Genomic DNA, 10,280 nt, shown 5'->3' with positions numbered 1-10,280 from the left:
GGCTGAGGGTCTGGCCCTGTCCGGGGAAGGAGACTTTGTAGGCGGAAACCTAGTTGCCTTGTATGTGAGCGATGCGAAGCTTCTTCTTCGGGTGTCGGATAAGGTGATAAACCTGCAAGACCCAGTTCTGGAGTTGAAATATAAGCATATTGACGGAGGCATAACACGGTTTTTTGCTGCCGATGCAGATTTTGAAGTTGAGATATCTTATGAGTCTTGGTGGCGGAACTTTCCGCTCGCTTCTCCTGCTTACGGGATGCCAGAGGACGAAGAACCGGATTTTTGCGCATTTGTTGTTTATATAGTGAACTCGGAGGTGGCGAGGGGGAACTATATGAAAGAGTATTCCTGGTTTTTATCAGCGATGATTGAATTTACTTTCTCCAACACTCGTGGCTAGAACCTGAACCACACTCAAGACGCGGTTGGTCAGGTCATGCGCCTCTATGGCGCCAGACCGAAATTTAACGTGTCAGACTACGGTTAACGGACGCCCAAATCATCTTCGAGATCCGGCCGTCGATCGACGGCGACGGCACTGTCTTGACTTTGGCTTAAGACAAGTTTGATTTAACGTGTCAGGCTACGTTTTATTTAATGTGTCAGCAGGTCCAAGCAATCACTGAACGTTGGCTAGTCGATTACAACGAATACCGCCCGCATGAGTCGCTGGGCGGCCTCCCGCCGGCGCACGTCACGCCTCGGTTAACCCTCACTCCGATCGTCTATCTGCCTATGTCTATTTGACAGGGGGGCTTACGGTCCGGCGCCAGCGCGCCAGGCAGTGCCGTATTCGGTCCCACCATTACGCAGAGCATCGCTGACGACCAGGTGTGCTGGACGCGAACGGCCTCCAGTCATCGCGCCGTCATTCCGCATCTCTAGACTTCCCGTCTTTTTGGACAGGCAGCAGAAATGACGAAGGACAGCAGGCACGGCCAGGGTGATACGCAGATCGTGGAGCAGGCGGCGGATGCCCTGCCGCTCGCACCCGACAGCCGGCGGCGCAGCCTGTTGCGCGCGGGCTTGGGCGTGACGCTGCTGCCCATGGGCGGCAGTTTCCTGCTCAGCGGCTGCAACGGCGGCGGCGATGACGACGACGATGAGGGCGATGGCGGTACCGGCAAGCCGCAGCCGGCCCTGGTGTCGAGTTTCGCGCTCGCGGTGCTGCCGGATACGCAGTTCTATTCGCGCTACGCCACCGATGCCGAAAATCAGCAGTTCATGCGCAAGTACGGCAGCGAGCCTTACCAGGCGCAGACGCGCTGGGTGGCCGAGCACGCCAAGGCGCTCAACATTCCGTTCCTGGTCCATCTGGGCGATGTGGTCGACCAGCAGGGCAAGCCCGACCAGTGGAAGGTGGCGAGCGCCGCGATGAAGGTGCTGGAAGACGGCAAGGTGCCGTATTCGATCCTGGCGGGCAACCACGACGTGATCGTCGACCGCGATTATGTCGACGAGAGCAGCCAGTCGGCCAATACCGACGCGCAACGCGATCTGGCCAAGGAACCGTACCTGCAGCACTTCAGCGTCACGCGGGCCAAGCAACAGGCGACTTTCGGCGGCCGCGATGCCAGCGGCTTCCATGAGTACCACGTGTTCGAGGCCGAAGGGCAGAAGTTCCTGGTGCTGTCGCTGTCCTGGCGCGCGTCGAATGACGCGCTGGCCTGGGCAAATCAGGTGCTGCGCGCCAATTCCACGCTGCCCGCCATCCTGGTCAACCACCAGTTGCTGAACATCGACAAGGACGGCGTCAGCCCGCTGGAAGTGCCCTACGGCAAGATGTTGTGGGACAAGCTGATTCGCGACAACGATCAGATCTTCATGACGCTCAACGGCCACTACCATGGCGCCACCCGCCTGACCAAGACCAATGCCTACGGCCATGCGGTGGAGGAGATGGTGGTGGACTACCAGATGGCCTATCAGGGCGGCAACGGCCTGATGCGTCTGTACGAGTTCGATCTGGGCAACAACGAGATCCGGGTGCTGTCGTTCTCGCCCTGGGTGCCGCAAAAGCCCAAGGACACGCTCAATGCGTTCGACCAGGCGGTGCTGACCGCGCCCAACGAGCAGTTCACCATCAAGATGGACTTCGCGAGCCGCTTCTCCGGCTTCAACAAGACGTTCAAGGCAGCGGCGCCCACGCATACCTCGCTGGTGGAACAAGCCACTGCGTTGATCCTGGCCAACTACACGGATCCCGCGACCGTCGAGCAAAAGCCGGCCGCCGATAGCAATGACTATCCGCTGGTGGCGGGGACGCTGGCGCACTGGCGCTTCTTCGGCGGCAAGGCCGGGCAGCCCGTCAAAGTGGGAGAGACCGTCGCGGATGCGGCCGGCCTGAACCCGGTCCGCCGCGCGGCGCTCAACATCGACGGCGTGGCGGGCGCGCAGGAAGGCGACCTGCTGTGGTCGGACGATCACCATTTCCTGTCCGCCGCGCCCGGTTCGGTGCGCTTCCTGAACACGGACAAGAACACCGCGCGCATGAGCTACTTCACCACCGATGCCGCCGCGGCGATCAACAGCGCCACCGTGCCCAACGGCTACACGGTCGAGGCCTTTCTCAAGATCGACAAGGACTGGAGCGCGCAGAAGCACGCCTGGATGAACATGATGACGCGCGACGGCAAGCGCGGCGATCTGGCCGGGTTCAATGGCGGCGACCCCGAATCCCCGCCCCTGATCTTCGCCGTGTCCAGCCTACGCGAGATCCAGTGGGAAGTCGTGCCGGCCGTGGCGGGCGAGCGCGGCGGCAAGACCAACTGGTCGGGCGAGATCATCGCGGACAAATGGTTCCATGTTGCGGTGGTCAACGACGCTGACACGCACGAGACCATCCTCTATATCGAGGGCGCGCCGGTATTGCGCAACGTCAGCAACGCGCCTGGCCTGGCGACGCTGGCCGCCGACATGCCCTGGGTCATCGGCGCGGGTTCGTGGGACGGCGAACGCGCCGACGGCTTCTTCGGCAGCATCGGTGAGATCCGCATCGTGGAAAAGGCGCTCAAGCCCGCGCAGTGGCTGACTGCGCGCCGCGCCAGCTAGGCCGGCATGCGGGACGCGCGTGGCGCGTCCCGCCCGGGTTGGGCGCGGCACCGTGGACCGCTACCACACGCCGATCTCGATACCGTGCCGCGGCTCGATTGTGTGGCGGGAGACCACGATGTTCTCGTCGGGCACGGTTACGCTGAGCTTGCGCGTGCGCATCCATTCGAAAAGCCGTTCCTTGTGTTCTGACAGCACGCGGGACAGTCCCTCGTCGCCGGCGACGTCGCGCAATTCGTCAGGATCGAGCGACATGTCAAACAGCTGTTCGGCGTGTCCGTCCCAATAGATGTACTTCCAGTTCTCGGTGCGCACCATGTAGCCTCGGCAACGCCGAGGATCCTGGGCCAGTTCAACGCGCGCTTCGCGATAGGCGTAGTCAATCTCGCTGATGGCTGCATCCCGCCAGCGTGGGTTGCGGCCGCGGGTGTGGCCAAGCAGGGAATCGCCTTCCAGTAAATGGTTGGGTCGTTCTAGCCCCAGCGCATCCATGACGGTCGGCAAGAAGTCTATGGATTCCACCAGCGCGGCTGAAGCGCTGCCTCGGCTTGCCGACGCATCGTCGTGTGGATCGACCACGATCATCGGAATGCGCACCGAAGGTTCATGGAACAGGTCCTTGTCGCCCAGCCAATGATCGCCCAGATAATCGCCATGGTCTGACGTGAAGACGATGAGCGTGTTCTGGTCCTGACCGGTTTCGCGCAAAGTGGCCATCAAGCGGCCGAGATGATGATCGATTTGCGAGATCAGCCCCATGTAGGGAATCTTGACCCGTGCCGCGACCTCGTCGCGTGCGAAGCTCACCGACTCGCGATGCTTCAGATAGGCGGCGTAGACGGGGTGAGGGTTGATCAACTCAGCTTCGGATTTGACGGTCGGGATGCAATCATCCACGCCGTACAGGTCGTGGTACGGCGCGGGCGCCAGGTAAGGCCAATGCGGCTTGATGTAGGAAAGGTGCAGGAACCAGGGCTGGTCGTCCTGCCGCCGGACAAAGTCGATCGCCACGTCCGTGGTGTAGGCCGTCTCCGAGTGTTCCTCCCGGACCCGCGCCGGCAAATGCACGTTGCGCATCTTCCAACCGCTGACGCGCGTGCCCGCGACATCGGTTGCGGACATCACGAATTCGCCCCACGGGTTCGGTCCGCCATAGCCCGCGCTCCTGAGAAAGCGCGTGTAGGGATGATCGCCGCCGGGGTCCGCGTGTCCTTCGTAGCGATCCACGACTTCGAAACCGCCTTCAAGCATTGCGGAGCCGTCTGCCGCTGGAATGCCCAGACGCCGTATCGCCTCCATGTCGGCCGCGAAATGGGTTTTTCCCGCCAGCGCCACGCGCACGCCATGCGGGCGCAGAAAATCTCCGATGGTCTGTTCGCGGATGGACAGCGGCACGAAGTTCCAGATGGCGCCATGGCTGAACATGGACCGGCCGGTGTAGAACGACATGCGCGAGGGGCCGCAGGTAGGCGCCGCGCAGTATGAACGGGTGAACTTCACCCCTCGGGCCGCCAGGGCGTCGATGTTCGGCGTTTTTATGGTGGGGTGTCCATAACACCCAAGATAGTCGGCGCGCAGTTGGTCGCACATGATGAAAAGAACATTCTTGATCTTGTTCATCGGCTTGCCGTGTTTGCCATCCATGCTTTTACTCCGCCTTGATTCCGGCGCTGCGAACCAGATTTCCCCAGCGCCGGGACTCGGCGGCGATAAGGTCAGAGAACTGCGCGGGATTGCCCGTGACGGGGTCTACGCCCAATGCCAGGAACCGGTCCGCAACGTCGGGTGACTTCACGGCCTTGGCAAGCTCGGCATTGAGCCGCGCGATTACTTTTGCCGGCGTGCCGGAGCGAACGACGAAGCCGTCCCAGCCGCTGACGTCGAACTCCGGGTATCCCGATTCGATCATCGTGGGTACGTCCGGCAGGGCGGCAATCCGCTTGGCGCCGGTCACGGCGAGCGCGCGGACGCGGCCTGTCTGAATATGGGGAACGATGACGCTGCTGGTCACGAACATGAACTGCAGACGCCCCTGCAACAGATCGCCCACCGCCTGCGGGAATTGGTTGTAGGGCACGTGGGTCGCCAGCACACCCGCTTGTTGCTTGAACAGTTCACCCGAAAGATGGGCCGGCGTACCGCTGCCGCCCGAGCCAAAATTGAAGTCATTGGGCTTGGCCTTCAGCAGCGCGACCAATTCGGCGACCGTGCGGGCTGGAATGCTGGGGTGGACGGTGAGCACATTGCAATAGCTGGTGAACTGGCCGACCGCATTCAGGTCGCGCGACAGGTCCACGGTCAGGGCCGGATAGAGCGCGGGCGCGACCGAGATGGGCTGCAGCATGGTCATGAGGGCGTAGCCGTCGGATGGCTGGCGCAGCAGTTCGCCCAGGCCTACCGTGCCGGTCGCGCCGGGCCGGTTTTCGACATATACGGATTGCCCGATGTTCGTGGTCATTTTTGCTGCGACGATGCGTGTAACCACGTCGGGCGGAGTGCCTACCGAATACGGAACAATGGTTCGTATCGGCTTGGTGGGAACCCATGAATCCTGCGCGTCAGCGGCCTTGGGCAAGAGGGCTGACGCGGCGAAAGCAAAAGTCGACTGCAGGGCGGAACGACGGCTCATGTTCATGATGGGTCCCTCGGGACTATGGCTAATCCAGGTCGCTGGAATCTCGTGAATCGAACGAAGCGACATTGCGCTTGATCTTCTTCAGCACACTCATCAGGACGGTCATCTCGCTCGGAGAAATTCCCGTGAGGAACCGCGCGTAATAGTCCAGTACTGCGGGCAGCGATTCGACGAAGAGCTGGCGGCCCTGCTCGGACAGGAACACATGCGTTTGCCGCTTGTCGGTCTCATGTCCGATGCGCTCGATCAGTTCATCGCGTTCCATGGCATCCAGGATGCGGCTCAGGTTGGAGCGTTCGATCACGCTGAGGTCCGCCAGCTCCGACACGCTGTGTCCGTCGCGGTCGGCCAGGATGCTCAGGACTCGCCACATCAGGGGAGAGCAGTGATGGGCGGACAGCACGCGAGCGATGTTCCGGATATGGAAGCGGTCGATGGCCAGGAAGTAGTGCATGGGCCAATCCGTGACGTGGAATAGATCCTCCGCGTCTTTGATCGGCGCCGTCGACTTCTTGGGAACAGCTTTCAGGAGCGGCTTTATGTTCGTCATTTATGTGTGAATAATCGGTGAAAAATCACGTAATTAATTTAGGGCTGGGCATTTGCCGTGTCAAGGCGTGAGGGAGTCAGTAGTTTCACTAACAGCCGATGCGTGGAGCGGCTGTGCTGCGTTCGAAGCGCAGCTGCGCATCATGCCGAGGGTCGCCGGACGGTGGAGGACGCTGGCTCGACGCCAGCCATCCTGACTTACCTCTCTGGGGATGCCGCCGCCGCGTCGGCCGCTTCCGTCCGCAGGCAGTCGATCAGATCCCGCATCCGCGGCGACAGGTCCAGGCTGTGGTGCCGCACGATGCCCAGGGGGCCGAACACGGGCGGCAGTTCGATGTCCAGGATGGCGATGCCGCCGCTGCCTGCGGGATGGCGGGCGACACAGCGCGGCAGCAGCGACAGCAAGTCGCTATTGGCCATCAGCATCATATTGTTCAGGGCCGAGGCCGACTCGATGCGCGAGGGCGGGTACAGGCCGTGGCGCTGCAGCAGCATGTCCAGGCCGATGCGGGCCGGGCTGCCGCGCGGCGGCATGATCCACGGGTAGGCCGCGAGTTGCGCCCAGGAGACCTGGGCCACCCTCGCCAATGGATGCCCGCTGCGCGCGCACAAGCACATCGGTTCTTCGTACAGCACTTGCGCCAGGGTATCGGGCGTGCGGACGGCTGCGCCCATGCGCGCCACTAGCAGGTCCAGTTTGCGGGTGTGCAGGTCCGGCATCAAGGCTTCCAGCGAGCCCTCGCGCACCAGCACATTGACGTTGGCCGCCTGCTGCTCGAAACGCAGCAACGCGCGCGGCACCAGGTAGGCCGCCGCCGCCGAGTTGACGCCGAGATGGATGGTTTCCACGTCGAGGTCGGGCGCGCCGGACCATTCGCCGCTCATGCGTTCCAGGTCGCCCAGCACCCAGCGTGCGTGGCGGATCAGGGAGTCGCCGTGGGGCGTGGGGAAGGTGCCTTTCGGTGTCCGGTCGAACAGCCGCGCGCCCAGCATGTCTTCCAGTTCGGCAATCATGCGCGACACCGCAGGCTGGGTGGTGGCCATGCGCTGCGCCGCCGCGCCGACGTTGTGGACTTCGTCCAGCAACAGCATGAGTTGCAGGTGACGCAGGCGCAGCCTGCCGCGCAGGTACCAGTCGGGCTGCAGGGACGAAACGGGTTCTGGAGGGTTCATCCGAACATACCAATTCTGATATGAGAATCCGAAAATATATCATTGGACTGGAATGTCTCGGTGTCTGATGATCCTCCCTAGCGAGCTGCCCATGAATGAGGCGAGCCGCGGGATGGAGACAATCATGCTGAAACGTATATGCGGCGCCTTGGCCGCATGCTGTCTGGCCGTTCCCCTGGCGGTCTGTGCGGCCTATCCGGACCGGCCCGTCACATTGGTCGTGCCGTCAGTGCCCGGCGGTGCGGCCGACGTGGTCGGACGCCTGGTCGCCGCGGAAATGTCCAAGCAATGGAACGTTCCCGTCATCGTGGAAAACCGCGCGGGCGGCGCCGGCGTAATCGGCGCCCAAGCCGTGGCCCGCGCCAAGCCCGACGGCTACACGCTGTTGCTGGGACCGGACGCCGCGTTCACGGCCGTGCCGTACCTGATGCAGGATGTGCCTTATCGCACCGAGGATTTCGCACCAATCGCCACGCTGGCGACCCTGCAATACGTGCTCGTGGCGTCGCCCGCGGCGCCGTTCAAGTCCTTGCGCGAACTGCTGGACCAGGCCCGCGCCCGGCCCGACGCCATCACCTACGCCAGCGGCGGCCCGGGTTCTACCCATCACCTGGCGATGGCGCTGTTCGAGCACGCCGCTGGCATCTCACTCGAGCATGTGCCGTACAAGGCCGCTCCCCAGGGCTTTGTCGGCGTGATGGGCAACCAGGTCGATCTGATGTTCATCGTCGCCAGCACGGCCGTGCCGCAGATCAAGGCCGGCAAGGTGCAGGGACTGGCCAACGCGGGAGCCGCGTCCATCGCAGGCGCGCCCGATTTGCCTATGGTGAAGGACGAAGTGAAGGACTTCACGTTCTACAGCTGGTTCGGCCTGTTCGCGCCAGCGCAGACGCCGGCGCCGGTGCAGGCCGATTTGCAACGCGCCGTGGCCGCCGTCCTGAAGAGTCCCGAGGTCCGGAACAAGATGCAGGCCCAGGGCATGATCGTGGGCGACCAGGACGGCTTGAGTTTGAGCGAACGCATTGCCCATGACACGCGTGTTCTCGCGCCCGTGCTTTCCGACATCAAGACCGCCATCAGCAAGCAGCAATGAAACGCCCCAACATTCTCCTCATCACGACCGACCAGCATCGCGGCGACTGCCTGGGCTTTGCCGGACGCCGGGTCAAGACGCCGCACATCGATCATCTGGCGCGCAGCGGCACGCATTTCGCGGCCTGCATCACGCCCAACCTCGTCTGTCAGCCTTCGCGCGCCTCCATGCTGACTGGCCTGTTGCCCTTGACGCATGGCGTTTGCGACAACGGCATAGACCTGGACCTGCGCACCGGCGAGGCGGGCTTTGCCGGCAGCCTCGCCGCCGCGGGCTATGACACCGGCTTCATCGGCAAGGCGCATTTTTCCACGCACCATACCTTCCAGGCCACGGGACGGCCCGAGTGCCAGTACAGCGAGGCCGGCATGGGACCGGGCTGGGCGGGCCCGTACATGGGCTTCGAGCATGTCGAGCTGGTGGTGGAGGGCCACAACTACTGGCTGCCCACGCCCTTACCTGGCGGCCTGAACCATTCGCGCTGGCACTACGGTGACGGCTTGGGCGATCTGCGCAACCAGCTTTACCAGACGGATCTGGGGCCGGCCAGCGGCGCGCCGCAGACCTTCAATTCCGCATTGCCGGCGGCCTGGCATAACTCTGCCTGGATCGGCGATCGCACTATCGACTATCTGCGGGAACACCGTGACCAGCCATTCTGCCTGTGGGCCTCGTTTCCCGATCCCCATCATCCCTTCGATTGCCCCGAGCCCTGGTCGCGCCTGCACCATCCCGACGAAGTCGACCTGCCGCGCCATCGCGTCACTGACTACGAACGCAGGCCCTGGTGGCACAGGGCGAGCATGGAGAGCAAGCCCATGGGCAACGCCGAGGTGCAGGCGGTGCGCCAGAATTTTTCGCGCATGCCGACCCAATCCGACGAGGCGCTGCGCCGGATCATCGCCAACTACTACGGCATGATCTCGCTGGTGGACCATCAGGTGGGTCGCATCATGAAGGCCCTGAGCGATTACGGGCTGGACCAGGACACCATCGTCATCTTCACCTCCGACCACGGCGAATGGCTGGGCGATCACGGGTTGATGCTCAAGGGCCCCATGCCCTACGAAGGCCTGCTGCGCGTGGCCATGGTGGCCAGCGGCCCTGGCATCGTGGCTGGGAAAAAGGTGGAAGACCCGGTCTCCACGCTGGACCTTGCTGCGACCTTTTACGACTATGGCGGCGCGTCGGCCCTGGGGCCGCAGCATGGCCGCAGCCTGCGCCCCTTGCTCGAGGGCGAGGATGCCACGCGCGAGTTCGCCTTGAGCGAGTGGGACGTGGCGGCATCGCGCTGCGGCGTGGAACTGAAGCTGCGCACGGTGCGCACACGCGACTGGAAGCTGACGATGGAACGGGGTAGCGGCGCAGGCGAGATGTACTGCCTGACCGAAGACCCGGACGAGATGGACAATCTGTTCGACGATCCCGGTTATGCCGCGAAGCGGCGGGAACTGGTAGCCATGCTCGACACCCGGCCCGCCGACCAGTTGCCGGCGCGCGTACCGGCGTCCGGCATCGCCTGAACGCGCGCTGAGGACCGGACGGTTACGCCTGTTCCGTAGCCGGCAGGGCTACGGACATGAAAAGGCCCGCCAGCGCGAAGCTGGCGGGCCTTCAATACTGCAGCGCGATAGGACTTACAGCGCGCCGGCCAGTTCAGGCACGACCTGGAACAGATCGCCCACCAGGCCATAATCGGCCACGCCGAAGATCGGCGCTTCCGGATCCTTGTTGATGGCCACGATGACCTTCGAATCCTTCATGCCGGCCAAGTGCTGG

9 protein-coding genes and 1 pseudogene are annotated in these 10,280 nt (G+C 63.2%); 5 read left to right on the top strand and 5 right to left on the bottom strand.

The annotated features are described in order from the left end of the window. From WBB14_RS09085 to WBB14_RS09075, 3 genes are all read left to right on the top strand, one after another. Positions 1–400, top strand: a 400-nt coding sequence (locus WBB14_RS09085) for a hypothetical protein (protein WP_424239527.1), incomplete at its 5' end; no start/stop codon positions are given. Between the two features lie 197 nt (positions 401–597). Further along, positions 598–747, top strand: coding sequence for an integrase core domain-containing protein (locus tag WBB14_RS09080; RefSeq protein ID WP_424239526.1), 150 nt, complete (start codon positions 598–600; stop codon positions 745–747). A 168-nt stretch (positions 748–915) separates the two neighbouring features. Beyond that, positions 916–3,051 (top strand): LamG-like jellyroll fold domain-containing protein, encoded by a 2,136-nt coding sequence (locus tag WBB14_RS09075; protein ID WP_424239525.1) that lies wholly within the window; start codon positions 916–918, stop codon positions 3,049–3,051. Positions 3,052–3,111: 60 nt separating this feature from the next. Here the strand turns inward: WBB14_RS09075 and WBB14_RS09070 are convergent, their stop codons facing one another. From WBB14_RS09070 to WBB14_RS09055, 4 genes are all read right to left on the bottom strand, one after another. Beyond that, a complete protein-coding gene (locus WBB14_RS09070; protein ID WP_424239524.1) occupies positions 3,112–4,695 on the bottom strand; it encodes a sulfatase-like hydrolase/transferase in 1,584 nt (527 codons plus the stop codon). A gap of 4 nt (positions 4,696–4,699) precedes the next feature. Further along, positions 4,700–5,680, bottom strand: coding sequence for a Bug family tripartite tricarboxylate transporter substrate binding protein (locus tag WBB14_RS09065; RefSeq protein WP_424239528.1), 981 nt, complete (start codon positions 5,678–5,680; stop codon positions 4,700–4,702). Positions 5,681–5,708: 28 nt separating this feature from the next. After that, positions 5,709–6,140: a MarR family winged helix-turn-helix transcriptional regulator gene (locus WBB14_RS09060; protein WP_049797877.1), complete on the bottom strand. Its 432-nt coding sequence runs from the start codon at positions 6,138–6,140 to the stop codon at positions 5,709–5,711. Between the two features lie 293 nt (positions 6,141–6,433). Further along, positions 6,434–7,408 carry a LysR family transcriptional regulator gene (locus tag WBB14_RS09055; RefSeq protein ID WP_424239523.1) on the bottom strand — a complete coding sequence of 325 codons (975 nt, stop codon included), beginning with the start codon at positions 7,406–7,408 and terminating at the stop codon, positions 6,434–6,436. A gap of 124 nt (positions 7,409–7,532) precedes the next feature. On the opposite strand from WBB14_RS09055, the gene WBB14_RS09050 reads away from it, so the two are divergent. Further along, positions 7,533–8,501: a tripartite tricarboxylate transporter substrate binding protein gene (locus WBB14_RS09050; protein ID WP_424239522.1), complete on the top strand. Its 969-nt coding sequence runs from the start codon at positions 7,533–7,535 to the stop codon at positions 8,499–8,501. Then, positions 8,498–10,024, top strand: a complete 1,527-nt coding sequence (locus WBB14_RS09045) for a sulfatase-like hydrolase/transferase (RefSeq protein ID WP_424239521.1) — start codon at positions 8,498–8,500, stop codon at positions 10,022–10,024. The genes WBB14_RS09050 and WBB14_RS09045 overlap by 4 nt, the downstream gene beginning before the upstream one ends. A 114-nt stretch (positions 10,025–10,138) precedes the next feature. Here the strand turns inward: WBB14_RS09045 and WBB14_RS09040 are convergent. Next, a pseudogene (locus WBB14_RS09040) lies at positions 10,139–10,280 on the bottom strand (electron transfer flavoprotein subunit alpha/FixB family protein); the annotation flags it as partial.

Origin of the sequence: Achromobacter sp. (genome assembly GCF_049647645.1) — a bacterium.
In the GTDB taxonomy this organism is placed as follows: domain Bacteria; phylum Pseudomonadota; class Gammaproteobacteria; order Burkholderiales; family Burkholderiaceae_B; genus Achromobacter.
The sequence above is the reverse complement of the archived record's forward strand: the minus strand, read 5'-3'. Positions and strand labels throughout refer to the sequence as shown.

Coding starts and splice junctions, on each gene's coding strand:
- WBB14_RS09050 (WP_424239522.1), top strand. CDS start 7,533: ATGCTGAAACGTATATGCGGCGCCTTGGCCGCATGCTGTCTGGCCGTT.
- WBB14_RS09075 (WP_424239525.1), top strand. CDS start 916: ATGACGAAGGACAGCAGGCACGGCCAGGGTGATACGCAGATCGTGGAG.
- WBB14_RS09065 (WP_424239528.1), bottom strand. CDS start 5,680: ATGAGCCGTCGTTCCGCCCTGCAGTCGACTTTTGCTTTCGCCGCGTCA.
- WBB14_RS09080 (WP_424239526.1), top strand. CDS start 598: ATGTGTCAGCAGGTCCAAGCAATCACTGAACGTTGGCTAGTCGATTAC.
- WBB14_RS09055 (WP_424239523.1), bottom strand. CDS start 7,408: ATGAACCCTCCAGAACCCGTTTCGTCCCTGCAGCCCGACTGGTACCTG.
- WBB14_RS09060 (WP_049797877.1), bottom strand. CDS start 6,140: ATGCACTACTTCCTGGCCATCGACCGCTTCCATATCCGGAACATCGCT.
- WBB14_RS09070 (WP_424239524.1), bottom strand. CDS start 4,695: ATGGATGGCAAACACGGCAAGCCGATGAACAAGATCAAGAATGTTCTT.
- WBB14_RS09045 (WP_424239521.1), top strand. CDS start 8,498: ATGAAACGCCCCAACATTCTCCTCATCACGACCGACCAGCATCGCGGC.